The organism is Cohnella baijiui, from assembly GCF_020731285.1.
Classification (GTDB): domain Bacteria; phylum Bacillota; class Bacilli; order Paenibacillales; family Paenibacillaceae; genus Cohnella.
The window spans coordinates 1-19,719 of record NZ_JAJFOW010000036.1; the positions used below are offsets into that span (position 1 = coordinate 1).

20 protein-coding genes and 1 riboswitch are annotated in these 19,719 nt (G+C 61.2%); of the genes, 5 read left to right on the forward strand and 15 right to left on the reverse strand.

All coding sequences use genetic code 11. The annotated features are described in order from the left end of the window. Positions 1-808: 808 nt before the first annotated feature. On the reverse strand, positions 809-1,228 hold the full coding sequence (locus LKX83_RS24670) for a DUF6157 family protein (protein ID WP_227885563.1): 420 nt from the start codon (positions 1,226-1,228) through the stop codon (positions 809-811). A 133-nt stretch (positions 1,229-1,361) separates the two neighbouring features. On the opposite strand from LKX83_RS24670, the gene LKX83_RS24675 reads away from it, so the two are divergent. Next, complete coding sequence (locus LKX83_RS24675) at positions 1,362-1,922, forward strand: DUF1697 domain-containing protein (protein WP_227885501.1); 561 nt, start codon at positions 1,362-1,364, stop codon at positions 1,920-1,922. Between the two features lie 73 nt (positions 1,923-1,995). Here the strand turns inward: LKX83_RS24675 and LKX83_RS24680 are convergent, their stop codons facing one another. After that, on the reverse strand, positions 1,996-2,838 hold the full coding sequence (locus LKX83_RS24680) for a bifunctional 5,10-methylenetetrahydrofolate dehydrogenase/5,10-methenyltetrahydrofolate cyclohydrolase (RefSeq protein WP_227885502.1): 843 nt from the start codon (positions 2,836-2,838) through the stop codon (positions 1,996-1,998). A gap of 63 nt (positions 2,839-2,901) precedes the next feature. Next, positions 2,902-2,983, reverse strand: a riboswitch (ZMP/ZTP riboswitch). A 119-nt stretch (positions 2,984-3,102) separates the two neighbouring features. On the opposite strand from LKX83_RS24680, the gene LKX83_RS24685 reads away from it, so the two are divergent. Continuing rightward, complete coding sequence (locus LKX83_RS24685) at positions 3,103-3,894, forward strand: exodeoxyribonuclease III (protein WP_227885503.1); 792 nt, start codon at positions 3,103-3,105, stop codon at positions 3,892-3,894. 53 nt (positions 3,895-3,947) lie between these two features. Here LKX83_RS24685 and LKX83_RS24690 read toward each other — a convergent pair whose 3' ends face one another. From LKX83_RS24690 to LKX83_RS24705, 4 genes are all read right to left on the reverse strand, one after another. Continuing rightward, positions 3,948-4,763, reverse strand: coding sequence for an NAD(P)H-binding protein (locus tag LKX83_RS24690; RefSeq protein ID WP_227885504.1), 816 nt, complete (start codon positions 4,761-4,763; stop codon positions 3,948-3,950). Positions 4,764-4,835: 72 nt separating this feature from the next. Then, entirely contained in the window at positions 4,836-5,288 is a 453-nt protein-coding gene (locus tag LKX83_RS24695; RefSeq protein ID WP_227885505.1) for a MarR family winged helix-turn-helix transcriptional regulator, read from the reverse strand. An 89-nt stretch (positions 5,289-5,377) separates the two neighbouring features. Continuing rightward, positions 5,378-5,860, reverse strand: coding sequence for an SRPBCC family protein (locus tag LKX83_RS24700; protein ID WP_227885506.1), 483 nt, complete (start codon positions 5,858-5,860; stop codon positions 5,378-5,380). A 2-nt stretch (positions 5,861-5,862) separates the two neighbouring features. Further along, on the reverse strand, positions 5,863-6,174 hold the full coding sequence (locus LKX83_RS24705; RefSeq protein WP_227885507.1) for an ArsR/SmtB family transcription factor: 312 nt from the start codon (positions 6,172-6,174) through the stop codon (positions 5,863-5,865). Positions 6,175-6,382: 208 nt separating this feature from the next. Between LKX83_RS24705 and LKX83_RS24710 the strand changes: the two genes are divergently transcribed. Beyond that, positions 6,383-7,363 (forward strand): phosphotransferase enzyme family protein, encoded by a 981-nt coding sequence (locus LKX83_RS24710; protein WP_227885508.1) that lies wholly within the window; start codon positions 6,383-6,385, stop codon positions 7,361-7,363. Positions 7,364-8,364: 1,001 nt separating this feature from the next. Here the strand turns inward: LKX83_RS24710 and LKX83_RS24715 are convergent. The 3 genes from LKX83_RS24715 to LKX83_RS24725 form a co-directional block, all read right to left on the reverse strand. Further along, positions 8,365-8,949, reverse strand: a complete 585-nt coding sequence (locus LKX83_RS24715) for a GNAT family N-acetyltransferase (protein ID WP_227885509.1) — start codon at positions 8,947-8,949, stop codon at positions 8,365-8,367. Between the two features lie 241 nt (positions 8,950-9,190). After that, positions 9,191-9,799, reverse strand: coding sequence for a manganese efflux pump (locus tag LKX83_RS24720; protein ID WP_227885510.1), 609 nt, complete (start codon positions 9,797-9,799; stop codon positions 9,191-9,193). 124 nt (positions 9,800-9,923) lie between these two features. Then, positions 9,924-10,886 carry an MraY family glycosyltransferase gene (locus tag LKX83_RS24725; protein WP_370639126.1) on the reverse strand — a complete coding sequence of 321 codons (963 nt, stop codon included), beginning with the start codon at positions 10,884-10,886 and terminating at the stop codon, positions 9,924-9,926. A 293-nt stretch (positions 10,887-11,179) separates the two neighbouring features. Between LKX83_RS24725 and LKX83_RS24730 the strand changes: the two genes are divergently transcribed. Beyond that, on the forward strand, positions 11,180-11,560 hold the full coding sequence (locus LKX83_RS24730; RefSeq protein ID WP_227885512.1) for a DUF1259 domain-containing protein: 381 nt from the start codon (positions 11,180-11,182) through the stop codon (positions 11,558-11,560). 157 nt (positions 11,561-11,717) lie between these two features. On the opposite strand, the gene LKX83_RS24735 is transcribed toward LKX83_RS24730, so the two are convergent. The 4 genes from LKX83_RS24735 to LKX83_RS24750 all read right to left on the reverse strand — a co-directional run bounded on the left by LKX83_RS24735 (position 11,718) and on the right by LKX83_RS24750 (position 16,194). Next, on the reverse strand, positions 11,718-12,341 hold the full coding sequence (locus tag LKX83_RS24735; RefSeq protein WP_227885513.1) for a hypothetical protein: 624 nt from the start codon (positions 12,339-12,341) through the stop codon (positions 11,718-11,720). Between the two features lie 119 nt (positions 12,342-12,460). After that, a complete protein-coding gene (locus LKX83_RS24740; RefSeq protein ID WP_227885514.1) occupies positions 12,461-13,405 on the reverse strand; it encodes a helix-turn-helix domain-containing protein in 945 nt (314 codons plus the stop codon). Positions 13,406-14,323: 918 nt separating this feature from the next. Beyond that, complete coding sequence (locus LKX83_RS24745) at positions 14,324-15,424, reverse strand: AbrB family transcriptional regulator (RefSeq protein WP_227885515.1); 1,101 nt, start codon at positions 15,422-15,424, stop codon at positions 14,324-14,326. Continuing rightward, positions 15,421-16,194, reverse strand: a complete 774-nt coding sequence (locus LKX83_RS24750) for an MBL fold metallo-hydrolase (protein ID WP_227885516.1) — start codon at positions 16,192-16,194, stop codon at positions 15,421-15,423. Before LKX83_RS24750 ends, LKX83_RS24745 begins: the two co-directional genes overlap by 4 nt. Positions 16,195-16,327: 133 nt before the next feature. Between LKX83_RS24750 and LKX83_RS24755 the strand changes: the two genes are divergently transcribed. Next, positions 16,328-17,212 (forward strand): TetR/AcrR family transcriptional regulator, encoded by an 885-nt coding sequence (locus LKX83_RS24755; protein WP_227885517.1) that lies wholly within the window; start codon positions 16,328-16,330, stop codon positions 17,210-17,212. Between the two features lie 90 nt (positions 17,213-17,302). On the opposite strand, the gene LKX83_RS24760 is transcribed toward LKX83_RS24755, so the two are convergent. Both LKX83_RS24760 and LKX83_RS24765 read right to left on the reverse strand, forming a co-directional pair. Then, complete coding sequence (locus LKX83_RS24760; protein WP_227885518.1) at positions 17,303-19,348, reverse strand: M56 family metallopeptidase; 2,046 nt, start codon at positions 19,346-19,348, stop codon at positions 17,303-17,305. Then, complete coding sequence (locus LKX83_RS24765; protein ID WP_227885519.1) at positions 19,345-19,704, reverse strand: BlaI/MecI/CopY family transcriptional regulator; 360 nt, start codon at positions 19,702-19,704, stop codon at positions 19,345-19,347. The genes LKX83_RS24760 and LKX83_RS24765 overlap by 4 nt, the downstream gene beginning before the upstream one ends. Positions 19,705-19,719: the final 15 nt, after the last annotated feature.

Genomic DNA, 19,719 nt, shown 5'->3' on the forward strand with positions numbered 1-19,719 from the left:
GCGTGCTGGCGGCGGTGTAGGAACCGGGGCGCGGTAGGCAGGGCTGAGTTGGGTGTGAAGGTACATGCGTTGGCTTATGTTGAAGGCGCGCTCTTTTGCCCAGACTCCCGGCGCCCGCCCAGACACTGCCCCTCTCGACGGGTTGCACCATTAGTTGCAAAAATACATCTAAATCTTGGCGAAACTGGCGATCGGAGACGATTAGTTGTAATTGTACATCTAAAATCGGGGTTTTCGACGAAAGAGGCTCCTAATTCACAAATTAGAGGTACGAATGCAACTAATTGCTCCAAACACACGCTTTCCGCACGAAATAGTGGTACGATTGCAACTAATTGGGGAGGATTGGCCCAACTTCGGAGGGTGGCGGCACTATGGACGGTGGGTAGTGCGACACCATCGGCGGCAGTGCGACACCATCGGCGATAAAGTGAGACTCGGCAGTGGTGTGGCACCAAAGACAGTAGAGCAGCACCGTCGGCGGGTGATGCGACTCCAAAGGCGCTAGAGCGACACCATCGGCGGGTGGTTCGACTTCAAAGGCGGTAAAACGGCACATCGCCGGTAGTGCGGCCCCCAGGTCGGAAGAGCGCCGCCTTTCTAGCCGTCCACCACATACGAATAAGGCCGTCCCCGCCTCGAACAGGTGATGCACCTGCTCCCGACGTGGGGACGGCCTATTGGCATGCACGCGGGTTTTCGGAAGACGGCGCTTGTTAGCTCCGGGAGCCTTCTCCAACACAAACGCCGATCGGATCTCCCAGACTCGCAGCTCGGGAATTCCGCCGCAACCTCGCGCCAATCTTGGCTAACCTTCCTTCTTTTTGCTGTTCGCCATCGCCGGCACCAGCCGCACGCTATCCCCGTCAACGAAGGCCCGATACTCCGGCGACTCGACGGGGTAGATCGCGAGCTTGCCCTCCGCGTTGAAGTGGATGCCCCAGCCGTATTTTTTGGGCAGCATCGAAGCTCTCAGGCAGGGATGCGGCTTGGCGAAAAACGAATCCCACAGTTCGCTGCCCCGCTCGTTCTCGGGAATGTCCCGGTGACGGACGTGGACTTCATAAAGCAGCTGCTCTTGCGTATAGGTATAAGGGTGGTTGTAGGCCAGCTCGAACTCGATCCCTGGCTTCGTCTTCCCGCTCTTTTTGTCCTGCGGCACCATGCCGCGCTCCGTTGGGCAATCTCGCGATACCGTGATGAACGTATCGTAGTAATTTAGCTCCATCACAAACCCACCTCCGGAAAACTTGTCTCCCCCCATTATAACCGATCATCCCTGACAGAAACGGTCAGTCGAATTCGGCAGCCGATCTTTGCTATGATAGACGCAGCATGTCCAATCGAGAGGAGAATCGCCTATGTCGGTCTATGTCGGGCTGCTCCGCGGCATTAACGTGGGAGGCCACAACAAAGTCAAAATGGACGAGTTGAAACGCATGTTCGCGGAACTCGGTTACGAGCAGGTGCAGACGTATATTCAGAGCGGCAACGTCCTCTTCGTATCCGACGAGGACGAAGAGACGCTGCGCGCGCGCATCGAGCCGGCGTTCGAGGCGAAGTTCGGCTTTGCGTCGCGGTTCATCTTCCGCACGGCGGAGGAGCTGGAAGGCATTTTGGCGCGCTGCCCGTTCACACCGGAGGAAATCGCGGCGGCGGACGCCAAGTCGGAAAAGGAGAGCCTCTATGTCTCCATGTTTGCCGCGCCGCTCCCCGACGACGTCGTCGCCAAATTGAACGCGGCCACTTATGAGAATGAGGCGTCCCGTATCGTCGGCCGCGATATTTATCTGTTGTTCGACCTTTCGATCCGCAATTCCAAGCTCGGGACCGACGTCCACAAGATCAAGGTCCCGTCCACCAATCGGAACTGGAAGACGATCTCCAAGCTCGTCGCCCTTGCGCGCGAAATGGCCGGCTAAGCAAGGCCGGCGGGCGGTACCGGATAAGTCCGCTCAAGCCTCGCGGGCACTCTGGCCGGCCCGCCTCGTCCGGCTATACCCGCCGCTCCGCAGCTTCCACCGTATGCTTCAGCAGCGTGGCGATCGTGACGGGCCCGACGCCCGCGGGAACCGGCGTGATCGCGGAGGCCCGCGCAAGGCATGCCTCATAATCGACATCGCCGACGTTGCCCGGGTTATAGCCTGCGTCGAGCACAACCGCGCCTTCCTTGATCCAGCCGCCCTGGATGAACTTCGGCTTGCCCACCGCGGCCACGACGAGGTCCCCCGTGCCTACGACACGATCGAGATCCCGCGTCTTGGAGTGACAGATCGTCACGGTGGCGTTCCGGTTCAACAGCATGAGCGAGACCGGCTTGCCGAGGATCGGGCTGCGGCCGACCACGACGGCGTGCTTGCCCTCGATCGGGATCCGATAATGATCGAGAATCGCCACGATTGCCGCCGGCGTGCAGGAGGGATACGCCGCGAATCCGAACGCGTTCTGGGCAAAGCCCAGCGTCGTGACGCCGTCTACATCCTTGGCCAGATCGATCGCCTCGAAAGCGGCGCGCTCGTCGATGTGGTTCGGCACCGGATGCTGGAGCAGGATGCCGTGCACCGTCGGGTCTTCGTTCAACCCTCGGATAACGGCGAGCAGCTCCTCCGTCGTCGTCTCCGCGCCGAGCTCCACTTTCCGCGACGCGATGCCGAGCCGCCGGCACGCATTGCCTTTCATCCGCACGTACGTCTCGGACGCCGGATCGTCCCCCACCAGGATCGTCGCGAGACAGGGCGTCACGCCCCGTTCCGACAGCTTGTGCACCCTCCCCGCGAGCTCGTCCTTGATTGCCTGTGCGACCCGCGCTCCGTCCAAGATCAGTTTCGATTCCGTCATGCTCCGCATCTCCCTTATGTTTCGTCTTTAGAAAACATAAAGAGGCAAGGGGACGCATCCCCTTACCTCTGCCCAGGCGTACGGCAACCGCATATCCGCGCGCTCCCTCATGGTTCCCCATGCTCCGCCAGTCACGTGCGGTCGTTATCTGATTAGAGCATACCGGATCTTCGCCGTTCGTTCAACCGGAATTCGGCCTTGCTCCCGTCAGGACGATCTGTGATACACTGGTGCTTACGAGAAGACAGAGACGGAGGAATGAAAATGAAGCTGGTTTCGTGGAACGTCAACGGCTTGCGGGCCTGTGTCAACAAGGGCTTCGGCGATTACTTCCGGGAGACGGACGCCGACATTTTCTGCGTGCAGGAAACGAAGCTGCAGGAAGGGCAAATCAGCCTCGACCACGGGGAAACCTATGAAGCCTACTGGAACTATGCGGTCAAAAAGGGCTACTCCGGCACGGCCGTCTTTACGAGAATCAAGCCGCTGTCGGTGCGTTACGGGATCGAGGAAGACGCGGAGCCCGAAGGACGCATCCTGGCGCTAGAGTTCGAAGCTTTCTATCTGGTGACCGTCTATACGCCAAACGCCAAGCGGGACCTGTCGCGGCTGGACTACCGGCTCGAATGGGAAGACCGCTTCCGCGGCTATTTGCAGGAGCTGGACGCGGTCAAGCCCGTCATCGTCTGCGGCGATCTGAACGTGGCGCACCAAGAGATCGACATCAAAAACGCCAAGGCCAACCGGGGCAACTCCGGCTTCACGGACGAGGAACGGGAGAAAATGACGCGGTTATTGGACGCGGGCTTCATCGACACGTTCCGGCATCTGCATCCGGACCGGACGGACGTCTACTCCTGGTGGTCCAACATGCCCGGCGTCCGCGCCCGGAACGTCGGCTGGCGCATCGACTATTTCCTGGCCTCGGCCCGGCTCGCGCCCTGGCTGGTGGACGCGAAGATCGACTGCCATGTGCTGGGCAGCGACCACTGTCCCGTCCTGGTCGAGTTCGCGGACCTGTCGGAGCCGCCCCCGGCGCCGGCCGCTGCGGAATAGCCGCCGGGGGCGCGCTTGCCGCGGCGATCGGGCTCGGACCGTCTGCGGCCTGCTCAGGCCGTTCCGAAGATGCGGTTCACCTCGTCCCGCATCGTCCGCAGCGGCCCGCCGGCCAGCCGCTCGAGATCCGGCGAGACGAGACGCGTCTCCGAAAGCGGGAGCATGCGATAGATGTCGCCGTGCATGTCCGGATCCGCGCGGTGGACGACGCGCCGCCCGGACGCCGCCGAGATGGCGCGCGCCAGATCGCGGGGCCGCCATACGCGCGGCGCCGTCAGCTCGTACGTCCGGCCTTCGTGCCCGTCCTCGGTCAGGACCGCCGCCGTCGCCCGCGCCAGATCTTCCCGCGCGGCGTTGTTGAACGTCCAGTCGCCGGGCGGACTGACCAGGACGCCGCTCGCGGCCGCTTCGCGCACGCCGAGGAAGCGGACGATGTCCAGGTAACCGGCATTGCGAAGAATGGTGTAAGCGAGTCCCGATTCGCGAATGGCCTGCTCGGTACCCAGGTGCAGCCGGTGCAGCGGGAGCCGTCCCCGCTCCGCGTAGGCGATGCTCGTATAGACGATGCGGCGGACGCCGGCGGCCTGGGCCGCCCCGATGACGTCCCGGTGCTGCCGCAGCCGAATCGTATCGTCGCGCTCCGGCGAGGAAATGAACAGCAGCGCCGAAACGTCCCGAAGCGCCTCCGCGAGCGATGCGGGCGCGTCGTAATCGCCGTACCGGACCTCGACGCCGGCCTCCGCCAGGTTGGCCGCCTTTTCCGGCTGCCGGACGATTGCGCTCGTCTGCGCCGCCCCTCCGGCGCGAACGAGCGCCTGAGCGACGAGGCGGCCCAAGTGGCCGGTAGCGCCTGTCATCGCGATTTTCATCGATGGATCACGTCCTATTCCGCAAATGTAGTTAAACATTTAACCATTTGCGCGCGAGAAAGGGAAGGAACCTTACTCGTCCTCTCCCCGCAGCTTGGCGCACAACTCCCGCAGCTGGCGCAGCTCCGCCTGGCTCAGCCGGTCCATCCGCCCGGAGACGACCGCCCGGCTGCCGGGCAGCTTCTCGAACAGCAGCCGCTCACCCTCGGTCGTCAGCTGGATCCGCCGCTTGCGCCCGTCATCGGGATGGCTGGAGCTGCGAATGTAGCCCGCCTCCTCCAGGGGCGCGAGCAAGACGCTCACGTTCGGCTTGGTCACGCCGATCCGCGCCGCCAGGTCGGTCGGCAGGATGGCGCCGCCGGCCTTGGCGATCTCGACCAGAATCCGAATGCGGGCGCCGTTGAGCCCCTGGCTGTGCCAGTACCGCTCCGATACGCCGACGAGCGCCGCGGTCGCGTCGACCATGGCGAAGAAGGTCTCGACCTCGAGCGGCTGCCGCGTCACGTATTGCTGAATGTCTGTCATGTCGGTCGCCTCAAATTAGTTAAATGTTTAATTAAATTCAATATACCGGGCGGGACGGCGCCTGTCAATGCCGTCCCGCTCCCTCCGCATCACGACTCGATCTCGCCGACCGCCCGCTCGTACTCCCCATACAGCTTCTGCCAAGCTTCTTTCCGCGAGCCGAACGTCCGGCCGTCCAGCAGCGTTTCGACGACGTCCAGGCAGACGTGCCAGCCGGCCAGATCCTTCGGCGTATGGTCCGTCAGCTGCTTGACCTTCTCGATCAGGACGAGCCTCGTGCCCTCGGGCTCCGGGTACAACTCAAAGCGGACCGTATCCTCGCCTCCCCAGCGGTAGGACAGCACCTCCCGCTCGCGCATCGCCAGAATCTCCAGCTCCTCGTAAGACCCGTTGCCCATGTCGAACTTGATCGCGCTTCCCACCCTCAGGTCGTCCACGCTCAATTCGGAAAACCACTTGGCGAGCTTGTCGTTTTCCGTCAGCATCGCCCAAACCTTCTCGACAGGATGCTTCAGATGGCGCTCGTAGCGGACCGTATAGCCCCGCTCGTCTCGCGAAATGACTGCCAGCATATTCAGGACTCCTCCTCGTTCAGATGCCGTTCGAGGGCATCCAGCTTGTCCAGCCAGTACGGCCGGTAAGGCGCAAGCCAGCGATCTACGTCGGCCAGCGGCTCCGCGCGCAGCCGGTACAGATGCTTCTGCGCGTCCTTGGAAGACGAGACGAGTCCCGCCTCTCGAAGGATGCGCAGATGTTTGGATACGCCAGGTTGACTTAGGGACGTCAGGGCAACGAGCTCGCCGACCGTCCGGTCCTTCGCGCGCAAGGCATCGAGGATCGTCCGGCGGTTGGGCTCCGCCAACACTTCAAACAGGTTCGGGATCATGCTTATATATTACCCATCAGTTATATTTCCGTCAAGTTATGTAATGAAAGGGATAAGCACATTCGGAATCCTGTCAAGCCGGGCAAAAACAACTATAGCCGTTCCGCGTCTTGCCCGCTCGGCCGTCCCCTTCCATAATCGTCTTGGAGAGAGGCGCGCGCGAAATCCTCGAGCCGGCTCTCCGACGACCCGAGGAGGGAAACCGTCCATGATGACCTTAACGAATATGGTGCGGGGACGCGAAGGCGACGTTCCCGCCCGCCTGCTGCTCCAGCGCTGGGCGCATGATGCCGATACGCTCTCGTTTTGGCGGGCCAGCAGCAACTTCGTCTATACGTTCTCCCGACGCGGCGAACGGCACTTCCTCCGATTCATCCACGAGGACGACAACCGCCCCGAGCGGATCGAGGCGGAGCTGCGCTTCGTGTCTTATTTGATCGGCCAAGGCTATCCGGCGGCGGCGCCGGTCCGTTCTGAGGAAGGGCGGCTGATCGAGACCGTCTCCACGGACAGCGGCCAATACTACGGCGTCGTCTTCGAGCATGCGCGCGGCCAGTCTCTTCCGGCCGACCGAATGTCGGAGGAGCACTGCGCCGCTTGGGGCCGCTCGCTCGCCGAGCTCCATCGGCTGGCCGAAGCTTATGTCGAAGAATCCCCTATGCGGAGGGGATGGGAAGATACGCTTATTTGGGCGTCGTCGATCCTCCTCCGGGACCCGCGGGACGAGGAGCTGCTCCCCGCCCTGCACGCGCTGCGCATACGGCTCTCCGAGCTGCCTGCCGGACCGGGGGTGACGGGCATGATCCACTACGATTTCGAATGGGATAATCTGCGCTATATCCCGGAGGAAGGGAGATTCGCCGTCTACGACTTCGACGATGCGATGACGCATTGGTTTGCGATGGACGTCGCGTCCGCGCTATCCGATTTGCAGGATCAGCGGGACGATCGGACGGGCGGCTTGCAGGGGAGCTTCGTGGAAGGGTATCGGTCCGTTCGGGCGCTGGGCGAGGATGAGTTGGACCTGTTCCCCGTCTTTCGGCAGTACGCCGACTTCTATCGATATGCGCGAATCGTTCGCAGCATCCGGGACTTCGATCCTGCTGGCGCGCCGGAATGGGCCGTCAGCCTTCACGCCAAGCTGCAGCAAGCCTGCGGGCCCATCCGGGAGCGGCTGCGAAGCCGCTAGTCGCCGCACCCGTCGATGCCAGCAAAAGCGCGGCCGGCTTCGGCGTTCATATGCGAAATTTCATACACACTCCCTGCGCAGACGGTAGAACTCCGCGATTGTATTCGAAATTTCATACACATTGCCGGCGTAGGCGGCAGAACTCCGCGATCCTATTCGAAATTTCATATATCACTGGCGTAGACGGCAGAATCCGGCGATTGTATTCGAAATTTCATATACATTACCGGCGTAGATGGCTGAATTCGGCGATTGTATTCGAAATTTCATATACATTCCCTTCGCAAACGGTAGAACTCCGCGATTGTATTCGAAATTTCATACACATTGCCGGCGTAGGCGGCAGAACTCCGCGATCCTATTCGAAATTTCATATATCACTGGCGTAGACGGCAGAATCCGGCGATTGTATTCGAAATTTCATATACATTACCGGCGTAGATGGCTGAATTCGGCGATTGTATTCGAAATTTCATACACATTCCCTTCGCAAACGGTAGAACTCCGCGATTCTATTCGAAATTTCATACACATTACCGGCGTAGACGATAAAGGAAAATAGTTTGTGTAAGAGCTTATCCAGGCAGCAAAAAAGTAGGGTACTCTCGGAATTGTCGTCCAACGCACACCCTACCCTACACGGACGCAGTGGAGAAGATTGTATACCTTGAAGTGCTGGATTACAGCGAGGAATGGAAGCAGCTAGTGGAGTTCGACGGTCATGCGCCTTCGCATTGAGTGATGCGGAAAACACGCATAACTCCAGGCATTTCCGCGCTTTCGCGCTGAGTGATGCGGAAAAACCGCATATCTTTACATTTTTCCAATACGGCCCTCTTGTCCTCTAACTCGTTACTTTTAATTCGTTTCCCGAAGCAGCAGCGCGTGAACGGCAAATCGCGATAGGATCGGCTGCAGCAAGCCATTCACCCGCCCACCTTTTGCTGAAGTCAGCCCTTACTCTACCCTACCTCGCCTCGTCCGAAGGAGTCATCCATCACTCAAAAATCCTCTCCCCGCACCTTCGCGAACACGAACATGTCGAACAGCTCGCCGTTCGCGTCCAGCCGCTCGCGGCGCAGGACCCCTTCCTTCAGATAGCCGAGCCGCTCGGCTACGCGCGCGCTTCGCGTATTGCGGGAATCGCAGCGGATCTCGATCCGGTTCGCCTGAAGGTCGTGGATGGCGAAACGCTCGATCCCTTCCACGGCTTCGGCCATATAGCCTTGGCCCGTACAGGAAGTCCGCAGCCAGTAGCCGATTTCGAACCTGCGCGCCGCCCAGTCGATGCGATGCAGCCCGCTGCCTCCCACCAAGCGGCCCGTCTCCTTCTGAATTAGATGCAAACGGAGGTCGGAACGCTCCAAATACTGAATGCGTGCTTTGCGGACGGAGACCTCCGAATCCTCGATCGTCGGCGCCTGCTTGGCCCAGGGCAGCCAAGGCCGCAACTCATCCAGGCTCTCTAGGACGGCCTCGTTGACGAGCTTGCCGTCCTCCCACTGCGGGGCCCGAATGAGCAGCCGCGCCGTCTCGAACTGCTCGGGAACGGACAAAAGCAGCGGTTGGGTGGTTGACAGGTTCATGATGCTCCCCCGTTTCGGTTGGTCTCGAGTTTCACGGTGAACCTATCCTACCATAATCCCGGCCGAGCGCATACCAATTTTTTACTTTTCCCAGCCAGTCAGCGTCTGCGCCAATGCTTCGATTTGCCCCTGAATGGCACGAGAGTCGTCTGGCCTCCGAGCGCCTTCCTCGACGATGCCCATTCTTCCATTTGATCCACCAGACATCGTCCGCTTTTGCTCGGCGGGTACCTTCCCGGCTTCAGAAAACCATCTCATAACAGCCGATGGCCATCAGCAGGATGCATCCCGTCAGCTCGGCGTGCCGGCCCAGCCAGGACTTCGCGATCCTGCCGCCCATCCGGACGCCGACATCGACCGACACGAGCGAGAAGACGCCGACCGAGATCGCCGTCAGCCACGGTGAGACGCCGCTCGCGCCCGCGCCGAAGCTGCTTGCGATGCAGTTGACGGACAGGGCGAAGCCAAGCGAGAGCGATTCCGCCCAGGAGATGGCGCGATCTCCCTTTCGATCCATGCGATCCTTGTTTCTCTCCGCCGCGAGAGATCTATCGATGGGTGTCTCGCTGGCGACGCTCCCCTTTTTCCGGCGAACGATACCAATGATTCCCCATGCGCCCAATACGACTAAGACGCCGCCTCCCAGCAGATTGGCCCAGTAGAGGGGAAACAGCTCGGCAAAATACATCCCGGCCGTCATCGCCACGTAGGTCGCGGCCAGGGACAGGAGCGCGATGACCAGGTTGGCCCGAAACGGCACGCGGGTCGCTCGCGCACCGAACGTCACGCCGATCCCCAAGTTGTCGATATTGGCGGCTATGCCGATGAGGATGATCGAAAGCCAGTGCATGGCGGGTGCCTCCCCTGATGTCTGAACTCCGGTAGGATGCGCAGGGATCGCCCAGCCGAGCCGGTAAAACGAAAAGGGCCGCAACGGCCCGCCCTGCGGCAGACGATTGCGACCCCCTCCGGTCCTATTGCAGCTGAACCAGCAGCAGGATGATCGAGAACAAACTGAAGCATGTGCTCGCCAGGAACAAAAATCCGAGCGCCTGCTTCGTGTTGAGACCCGCTCGCAGCAACCGATAGTGCACCTGGCTGGCATCGGCCTGGTAGATCGACTTGCCCTGCATGAAGCGCTTGATCACGACGAAAATGTTGTCGAAGATCGGCACGCCCAGCGCCAGGATCGGAATGAACAGCGACAGGACCGTGGCCTGCTTGAACGCGCCGTCCAGGGCGATGACCGCGAGCACGAACCCGAGGAAGGTCGCCCCCGCGTCGCCCATGAAGATCTTGGCCGGCGGCTTGTTGAACCGGAGATAGGCGACGGTAACGCCCACCAGAATGATCGCCATGATAGCCGAATTCGACTGCCCCATGACGAGCGCCACGATGAACAGCGTACCGGCGGAGATCGCGGACAATCCGCCCGCCAACCCGTCCAAGCCATCCGAAAAGTTGATAACCGTGGTGACGCCGAAAATCCAGAGAATCGTCAGCAGAAACGAAACGACAACCGGCAGGGTGACGTAATCGCCCGATAACGGATTGTAAAAGCCGGTAAACGCATTGCCCGAAAAATAGACCAGCACGGCCGCGGACACCTGTACGATAAACTTCGGCAAAGCCGGAAAGTCTTTGCCCTTGGTCTTGTACCAATCGTCGATCGTGCCGATGGTGAGCAGCAGCACGCCGCCCGCGAATAGCGCGCCCGTCTCCCAGTTCCAAGCTCTGGCTACCAATATGTACGCGACGAAAAATCCGATGAAGATGGCATAGCTGGCCGTGAGCGGGATCGCTTCTCGGTGCAGCTTGCGTTCGACGTCCTTTCTGGGCTTGTCCACAAAATCAAGCCGAAACGCCAATTTGCCGAAAGGAGGAATTAGTAGATAAACAATCAGAAACGACAGCGCAAAAGCGATTACGTATAAAATATCTTTCACCACCGTAATTTCGATAGATTCCAGACACCATTATACAATCGAACCCCAAAGGCTGTCGACTCATGGGACAGATTGTCACAGTAGAAATGATAAATCCGGGGCCTGCCCGGTTATCGACTGGACGATGAAAATGCCGGTGCCAAGGACAAGAAGGGGCAATGTCGACCAGTCGGGCCTGCCGATAATTTCCGCTGGGGCTCTGCGGAGGACTCTTCCAAAAGACCATACGTCCTACTGCCGATGGCATACGCTAAAGCAAGCTTTGATGAAAGGAGGGGATCCGAATGGGACTGACGAAATCCCTTTGCGACAGACTGGCCCGTATACTCGGCGGGAAAGGACAGCACGAGGATAACGAGTGTTCCATCACGGTCAAACGAAACCTGAACGCCACGATCTTGGGAAAAAAATACGATACCGAACACGAAATCGTGATCCAATCTTTGAAAAACGGCAAATCGCTGAACACGGGAGAAATCACGCTGCTGCAGCGCGAAGTACAAATGTTTGTAAGACAGGCTGTCAAAAAGGGGCTTAAAGTAACGGCGATCCACAATCACTGGTTGTTCGACAAGCCCAGACTCATGTATGTGCACGTCGAATCGGTAGAAAACCCGATCGTATTCGCAACCAAGCTCGCCTCCATCCTGAAGCGGATCAAGTAGTCGGCTCAAAACGAAAGCCCTGCCGCGGCAGGGCTTTGTCAGCCTGCCAGGCAACTTCGGCAGGCTATTTTTTCGTCCGAATCACGATCGAACCGACGCATGATGCGATATCGTGACGGATGGTTGCATTCCCCCATCATGCGCAGGCTGCGTTTCTTTACGCCGACGACGCCTCTGCCAGCAAACGACGCCCCATCCGCCAAATCGCCCATGCCGTCCCCCATAGGATAAGGGCGGAACCGCAGCCCGCAAAGGCCATGTAAGCGAACGCCGCCTCATCGCCGGACGCCGAGCCGGCGGAAGCGAAAAGCCAGCTGGCCAATGCCCACCCGCAGAGGAGCGTCCCCGTCACGTAGTACAGCCCGACGCCGAACAATGGAGCGAGCGGAAAAAAATGCGCGCCGACGATCGCGACGACCACGACGGGAACCAACTCGAGACGCTCCGTTGCGTAACACACCGCGGTGGCGAGGCCGATCGCCGCCCCCTCCGCCGCAAAGACGATGTTGAACCAGAAACGGACGGACTTTCGGCCTCTCCGATCACCGGCTGACATCTCCTGCACGGGAAGCTTCCGCGAAGCCCGAACCAATCCGACGCCCCCTGCGATGAGAGATGCTCCGACGATAACGGCTGCGATCAACAGGAGCTGCGACGCCGGGTGCCGCAAACCCATAATGCCCGTATAAGCCCACAGCGTTCCGAATACCGCCATGAAAAATACGCCGGATGCGGTGCCGCGAATGGCCGCCCCTGGTACGCGAACTTGGACATGTTTCATTTCTAAGGCCCCCTCTTCGATTGCTGATAGACCTCATTGTAAAGAAAAAGGATGCCCTTATGTCAGTGCATAAGTTCATCCTTTTCCATGAGATTTCTCCTGTCCGAACTATGAGATTGTTAAGGTGTAGGAGCCCGCCCGAGCATGCCGCGGACAAGTCGGTCCAGCGTCTCGCCGGGCATGAAAGGCGCGAGGCCGGCGATGACGTCTGCTTGGAAGCTGCCGGGCTCCGCGCGTTCCAGCAGCTGCACGAGCCGCTCCCGGCCCAGGAAAGGGGCCAGCTTTTGAAGCGTTTTGACGTTCACGTCGTTCCCCTCCCACGCCCGCTCCGCCAAATCGAAGAGCGTGTCCTGGCTGAGAAAAGGGGCCAGCGATACGACAACTTGGTCGTCGCTCCCCTCTTGCGCGGCCCGGCGAACGAGCCGGTCGAGCTGCTCCGTCCCCAGGAAGGGCGCCAGACCGACCAGGCCGCGGATATCGGCGCCTTCGGCAAAAGTCCGGTCCGCGAGCCGCTCCAGCGTTTCCCTGCTTGCGAAAGGACCGAGCCCCTGAACCGCCTGCAGATCGGCCGCTTCGGCCGCTTCCGTGAGAAGGAGATCCAGCGTTGAGCTGCTCAAGAAAGGAGCAAGCTTCAGGATCTCCTGCAGGGTGGGCGCCGCGGACGGGGAAGCAGTCGCCGCAGACGGGAAGTCGGGCTCAGCCGCCGTGATCCGGCCGGGATCGGTCTCGCCGTCTCGCGGCGGCAAGGAAGGATAGGATTCCGCGAGGATCGATTCGAGCACCGCCGAAGCCGGGATCGGTTCGGGCGCGATCGCCGCGTCGGACCGAGCCTCCTCCCAGGAAGAGACGGCCACCGGTCGCTCGCCGGCCAACAGGTTATCGATCGTCGTGCCGAGGAGCTTGCCGATCGCCGGCAGCATCGCGATGTCCGGCAGCGACTCTCCCCTTTCCCATTTGGACACGGCTTGATGGCTTAAGTTCAGCTGTTCGGCAAATTCCGCCTGCGTCATTCCTTTTTCTTTTCTTAGCGTGGAAATCAGAGCTCCGATCTTGCGCATATCCATCGTCGAACGCCTCCGCTAGTTCAATGTACAGTGCGCACTGTCTGACTCCAGCATAGCACGACGTCCGTATCGCACTCTATCAAATCGCGGTTGAAGCGGGCATTTCAACCGACGGTTGAATCGCGCGGCGAAATCGGCAGGCCCGGCCCCGAGACGCCGGACCTCCACCGGCCATCTCAATGAAATTCCGGACCCTACTCCGTGGCCTCTGCCGGCACCGTGCCCAGCCAACCTGCGGCCTCCATCGGCTCCCGCTTGGTCGGACATTAAACTACCGAAAAAAGCTTGTTGCGAACTAGCGCTTTTTGGAAAAAATGACATAAGCGCCGTTGATGCGGGAAACATCAAAGGCTCTCTATCGGATATGTGACCGGAAATGACCGTTATCCTTCGTTGGGGGTGGTCATTTCCTGTTATACCGTGATTGAATGTCTAAAATGGGTATGTTAAGCTTAGAATAGAAAAAAGAAGTCGGCGACGCCATCGCCGACTTCCGCACAACTGCTCTGGCGGGATTACCTCCAGGTGACCTGAAAATAACCCGTTCCCGTGGCGCTAACCTGGGCGGGTTATTTTCGTTTTAGGTAGGTGAGCAGCGCGAGGAGAAACATCCCTAGCATGATCACTTCCTGGAACGAAAAGTTCATAGACATCACCTCCAATCTGGAGGCGATACTATCCCACTCAGGCGAGTTGCACTAACTCTATTATACCATTTTTAGCCACCTTCTGGGTGGCTTTTTCTACGCCTAAAGCTACGATGACAGCAGCTGAAATATGAAAAATCGAACAACGCTCCGCGACTCCTCCGCCTTCCCGTCCCCCATCGAGACGGATGGATGAAACGCGAAAAAAGACGGGCCCGGGGGCAGCCCAGGGGCCCGTCTCTATTACGCGCGCCTATACGTATCCTGCCCGTCATGCGCGATGGCCGTCCGCAACCTCTTCCGCGCCGCGTCGCGCCTCCACCCTCCGCAGCAAGTATCGGATCAGCGGAGGGACCGCAAAGAAAATAAACCACGTTCGAAACAGCTGATAGCAGCTCACGATGGCGATGTCGGCATTGATTTCTTTCGCCATGATCCCCATCTGGTCCATGCCGCCCGGCGCCATGCCGAGAAAAGCCGTCGCGGGGGACACGTCGTGAATCCGGGTCAGCAGCCAGCTTAGGCCGAGCGCCCCGCCGATGAGGAGGACGCCGCTGAGCAGTGCCAGCCCGATGATCCGCAGCTTATGCTCCAGACTTTCCGGCCGCAGCATCAAGCCGACGTATGTTCCGATCAGCAGTTGGGCGGCTTCCAGCAGCCCCGAAGGCAACGCCGGCCCGTGAACGCCGGACAGATGGAGAATGGCCGTCGCGATCATCGGCCCCAGCAAAAAGGCCGAAGGAAACCGCACGCGCTTGCCCAGCACGGCCGCCGCCACGCACACGGCCGCGTAGGGGAGAGCGCCGGGAAGCAGTCCGCTCCAGGAGGCGGAAGTTCCCGCTGCCGCGCCGATATCGCCGTGCGTCCCGCCGAAGAGCGGGCTGAACACCATCAGCGGCACGCAGAAAATGATCATCACGAGGCGCGACACCTGAAGGAACGTGATGACCGTCAGGTCGACGCCTTTGCTTTCCTCCGCCAGGATGAGCATCTGCGAGAGACCGCCGGGAATGCTGCCCATCAGCACGGTCGCAAGCGGCTGTCCCGACAGGCGCGACACGACAAAGGCGATCAGCGCGCTCAGCAGGAGCAGCAGCACGGTCATGAGGACCATTGTCGGCAGCTGCCGGCCCATCTCCCTGAGCGTCTCCGAGGTGAATGCCAGGCCGAGCGAATAGCCGATCAAGAGCATCGCGGCGTTCCGCATCGGGCTCGGCCATAGCGGCTTGACGCGCTTCAGCAGTCTGGCGCCCGCGAAGGCGCCCACCATCGGGCCGAGCAGCCAAGGCAGCGGCGCGTGGATAACCGTGAACAGGAAGCCGCCCGCAAGCGAAGGAACGAGCGTCGCCAGAAATCGGAAGAGCCGGCTCACGACCGATCAGACAGCTTCGCGATGCGCGCGTTGACGTCGCCCCTCACCAATCCCCCGTGGTAGCAGACGACTTGTTCGATATCGTACGCCTTAAGCTTGTTTACCGAAGCATAGGCCTGCTCCAATTGCGGCGTCATCGCCGGTCGCGGTCCGTACAGTTCCCCGCTTTCAGCCACCATCGCGTCGCCCGCGATCAACGTCTTGCTAGCCTGATGATAAAGGCTGACGTGGCCCGGCGTATGGCCCGGCGTGTGGATGACGGTCAGCCCGCCGCCGAACGGCAGCGTCTCGCCGTCCTGCAGCACGCGAGTCACATTCGGTCGGGACGGATGGACAAAGACGCGCTCGAACGGAATACGCAGCGCATCGGGGAGAGAAGCTAACAGCGCGCTCCTCCGCTCCGGCCCGAACTTGATCATCGGCGCCCGGCCGTCGATGGCGGAGCGGTCGTCCTCGTGCGCATACACGTCGAACGGAGCGGGCTCCGAATCGAGAAAGCCCGGCAAGCCGCCGATATGATCGATATCCTGATGCGTCAGGATGACGGCCCGAAGCGGATGCGCTGGGATGCCCGCCTGACCCGCCAACGCGCGAATGGCGCCTTCGGAACCAGGCATACCCGTGTCGATCAATACCCAGCCTTCAGCGTCGTACAAAGCGACGGGATGGATCATCATCGTCTGTTCGCCGTGGCCCAACGTCAATTCCAGCATTTCCAGTCCTTCTGCGATTCTCATCCGATCCGATGCCTGCCGGCGATCCGGCGGCACCGGCTCACCTCCTCTGTATGATGATGAACACAAAACCCACGAGTTCAATATAGAACTATTGAGTTTTATTGTCAACCGGCAGACGTTGACCTCCCATGCCGCGCATGTCAAGATAGGGAGTGAGGTGGTCGGGTTGGAGGACTGGAGAAAAGCGAAAATATTGGATGTCGCCATGGATTTGTTTCGCCAGAAAGGCTACAGCGCCACGTCCATGCAGGATATCGCGGAAGCCTGCGGCATGGCCAAAGCCAGCATTTATAAATTATTCGCTTCCAAGGAAGAGCTGTTCACGGAAGTATTCGTGCTTTGCCATCAGATCCTGCTGGACGGGTTCGCCGAGCTTGACCGGTCTGGCGACCTGCTCGGCCTCTCACCCAAGGAGAAGCTGGTCCGCAAGATCGAATTCCAGCTGTCGTACACGGTCGAGAACCATCTGTTCATGATGGATCTCAAGGAGCTGCCGCTCAACGACCACGAGCTGTTCGTCGCGGCTTGGAAACGCAAAAAGTCCGCCCTGCTCACCTGGATGCGGGACCTGATGCTGGATAAATACGGCCCAGCGATCGAGCCCTTTCTCTGGGACGTCGTCACGCTGTTCCGCGGCATCCTGGTCGAATACATGCGCTATGCCGTGCAAAAGGTGATCGCCCTGCCGATGGCCGAGCTCGCGGCCTTTATCGTCGACCGGACCGACGCCGTCGTCGACGATCTGATCCGGACGCGGCCGCAGCCGGTCGTCGGCGAGGACATCGTCCGCTTCAACTACCTGAATCCGAGCGACGAACGGACCCGCCAACGGACGGCGGGAGAGCTGCTCCAGGCGGTGGAGCGCCGGGTCCGGAGCCTGGAGCTCCCGGAAGCCGTCCGCAAGGAGATGGGAGAGATCGCGGGACTGATGCGGCAGGAGCTGGATCGGGAAAAGCCGAATCCGACGCTGCTGCGCGCGCTTTCCGCCTATCTCGACGCCGTGCCGGAGCTGCGGGCGGATGTCCGTCAATTCAAGCTCTTGCTGTCCTAGCGCAAGATCGGCGCAAGGTCAAAAAGGCCGCAGCGACTGCCATCCGGCAGGCCGCTGCGGCCTTTCCCTTTTGTAGGTTCGCGCGGATCCTCAGGGACGGGCGAGGACAAATCGGTCGCCCGTCCAGTTATAAACGCTCTGCCGGTACGTACCGCTCTCTTGATCGTAATACGAGGCGGCGAAGCCGGGGCCGTCGATGCGGTCCAGATGAACCGAAGGCCGATGATCCGCCACGTAGATTTCTCCGCCCGTATCCAGCTTCTCGATCTCCCCCCGGTCGTTCAACGTATAGAGATGGTAGATGGCACCGTTGCTGCCGGCCCACTGGCCGAGCGTGAAGTCGGGCCGCCCGTCGCCGTTGTAGTCCGCGATCGCGAGGTCGAAAGGCCCGCCGAAGTTCAGCTCCCGCTCCCGGAAATCCTCCATCAGCCCGTCGTAGACGAAAGCCGTGCTGCCTGGGGTAGACAGAGCCGGATTGACGACCCGGATCCGGTAGGTTCCGATATAGTTGTCGGCATAAATGCCGCCGCCGGGGCCGCCCGCCTCCGCTTCGGTCTCGTGCTTGCCCGCGGTCATCTCCACCTTCACGTAGAGAAGGCCGCCATCGGCCAGATCGACCCTGGCCGTCGACAGGACGACGGAGCTGTCTCCCGTCGGCGGGGCGGGATCCGGATCGCCGGAGGCGCCGGCCTGCCGCTCCACCTCGGCGACGTAAGCCGAGAGCTTCGCCTCGTCGGCCGCTTGCGGTCTCACGTCGCCCCCGAAGATTGCCTCGATCTCGCTCCTGTTCACGGCATAGGAGTAGCTCCTGCCCGCATCGTCATCGACCGTCTCGATCGCGACGATGCGGTCCACGTTGCCGATCAGGCTGAACAGCACCGCCGCATGGCGCCGGAACAGCGCCTCCCGGCTCGCGGCATCCCTTTCGGATGCGGCCGCGCCGGCGTCCTCCCGATAGTGGGTCGTCAGGCCGTAAGGCGCCTCGGCCGTATGCAGCTCCACCGTCCCGCGCTTGAGGCCGGGCGGCAGCGGCAGCAGATCGATCAAGGCGACGACGCGGCTGTTGTCCCCTACGTACGCGGTCTTGTAGCGCAGCAGCTCCCGAACGGGATAGGTCCCGACGGCGCCGTCGCCGGAAGACGCCTCCGGCCCGCGGTCCGCCGGAAGACGCGGATCGGCGACGAAACCCGCGATCAGCGCCGCTACGACGACGAAGACGAGGGCGACGACGCGCGGCCCCGGCCGCCGATAGCGTACGATCCGCTTGATCCTCGACGTCACGTGATCCTCGCCGAAGGAGAGCGGACCCGCCCGCAGCCAGCCTCGCCCGCCCGTCGACAGCGACAGCAGCGTTTCCGCATAGCCCTGTCGGCCGCTGCGGTCGAGCGACCGCAACACGCGCTCGTCGCAGGCCATCTCCATGTCCTTGGCCATCGCCCGGAAGGACAGCCAGAGCAGCGGATTGAACCAATGGACGACGAGCGCGAGGCAGGCAATCGGCTTGACCCAGTGGTCGCGCCTGAAAATGTGGGCCTCCTCGTGCGCCGCGATGTGGCGGAACTCCGCATCCCCCAGTCCCGCGGGCACGTAAATCTTCGGCCGCAGGAGGCCGAAGACGAACGGCGTCCGTATCCGATCCGTCTCGTAGATCCGGCCGCGCACGCGCGTCGCCGTCCGGACCCGGCTTGCGGTCCGCCAATAGGCGTAGACGCCGTAGACGAGCAGCGCGACCATCCCGGCGACCCAGATGATGCCTGCCGCCGTCATGACGAGCTGCATCGGATTGACGCTGGCCGTTGCGACGGCCCCCGGCAGGCTCGCGCCGGCCGCGCGGTCCACGGCGGGAATGCCCGTCGTCGTCCCGGGCTGCGGCATGAGCCCGAACCCGGGCGGCACGTAGACGAGCCGCCCCGTCTCGTCCCGGCCCGACGCGGGGAGCATGCCAAGCAGGCTGACGGCCGAGGGGAGCGCGATCGGCACCGTCATGCGGAAGAGAACGGCGGACCACAGCGCGTACGAATAGATCTTCGGGGCGCGTCGGAGCAGCGCGCGGACCGCGAAGACGCCCGCCGCCACGACGGACGCCGTAACGCTCATGTTGAGCACCGCGGCGAACAGCTCGGCGACGCGGCTCATTCCGAGGCCTCTTCGATGATGCGCTTTAGCTTTTCCGCCTCTTGGGGCGACAGCTTCTTCCGGTCCAGGAAGGCGGTCAAAAACTGCGGCAGCGACCCGCCGAAGCTCCTGTCGATGAGCGCCTCGCTCTCGTACCGCTGGATGTCCTCCAGCTTGACGAGCGCGCGCACCACGGCGTCCTCGTTGCTCAAAACGCCCCGTGCGCACAGCTTGCGCAGCACCGTGTAAGTCGTCGACTTTTTCCAGCCGAGCCGCTCCTCGCACAGCCGCGCGAGCTCCGTCGAGTTGATCGGTTCGCGCTCCCAGACGAGACTAACAAACTTGTATTCGGCGTCGTACAGCTTGATGGCTTCCATGTCGGGCTCCTCCAG